This window comes from Streptomyces colwelliae, from assembly GCF_048158785.1.
GTDB lineage: Bacteria > Actinomycetota > Actinomycetes > Streptomycetales > Streptomycetaceae > Streptomyces.
This window is the reverse complement of record NZ_JBLTJC010001052.1, coordinates 1-393: the sequence shown is the minus strand read 5'-3', so window position 1 is coordinate 393 and position 393 is coordinate 1. Positions and strand designations below refer to the sequence as shown.

General features: G+C 71.5%; 1 protein-coding gene. It reads left to right on the top strand.

Translation table 11 applies throughout. The features are described from left to right. Positions 1–148: 148 nt before the first annotated feature. Positions 149–393: hypothetical protein (locus tag ACNFOC_RS55785; RefSeq protein ID WP_416966499.1), on the top strand; the 245-nt coding region annotated here is incomplete at its 3' end.

Genomic DNA, 393 nt, shown 5'->3' with positions numbered 1-393 from the left:
AGCGCCCACCATCTGACCGCCGTGGTCGTCACCGCCGGCGCCGCTCTCGGCCTGCGCGAACGCCGTCCCGAACTCGCCGCCGAGGCCCTGGAGTTCGCCCCCGCTGCGCAGCACCGCCGTGAGACCGGCCGCGAGCAGTGCCATCAGGGTGAGATACACGGCGCAGCCGACCATGGGCGCGCGGCTGATCGGGAAGTTCGAGCGGGGCCGCGGCGATCTGCTCCTCGGAGGTCACATCGACAGCGCCCGCTTCGGACGGCGTCGGCGAGAGGGCCTTCACCACATCGGGATCGGCGAAGAAGTCCGCCCCGCATCCATCAGCGCGCGCGCGGACCGGAATCCGGCGATCGCGCTCCAGGAACTGTGGCGGGACGTGTTCACACAGTGGTTCCC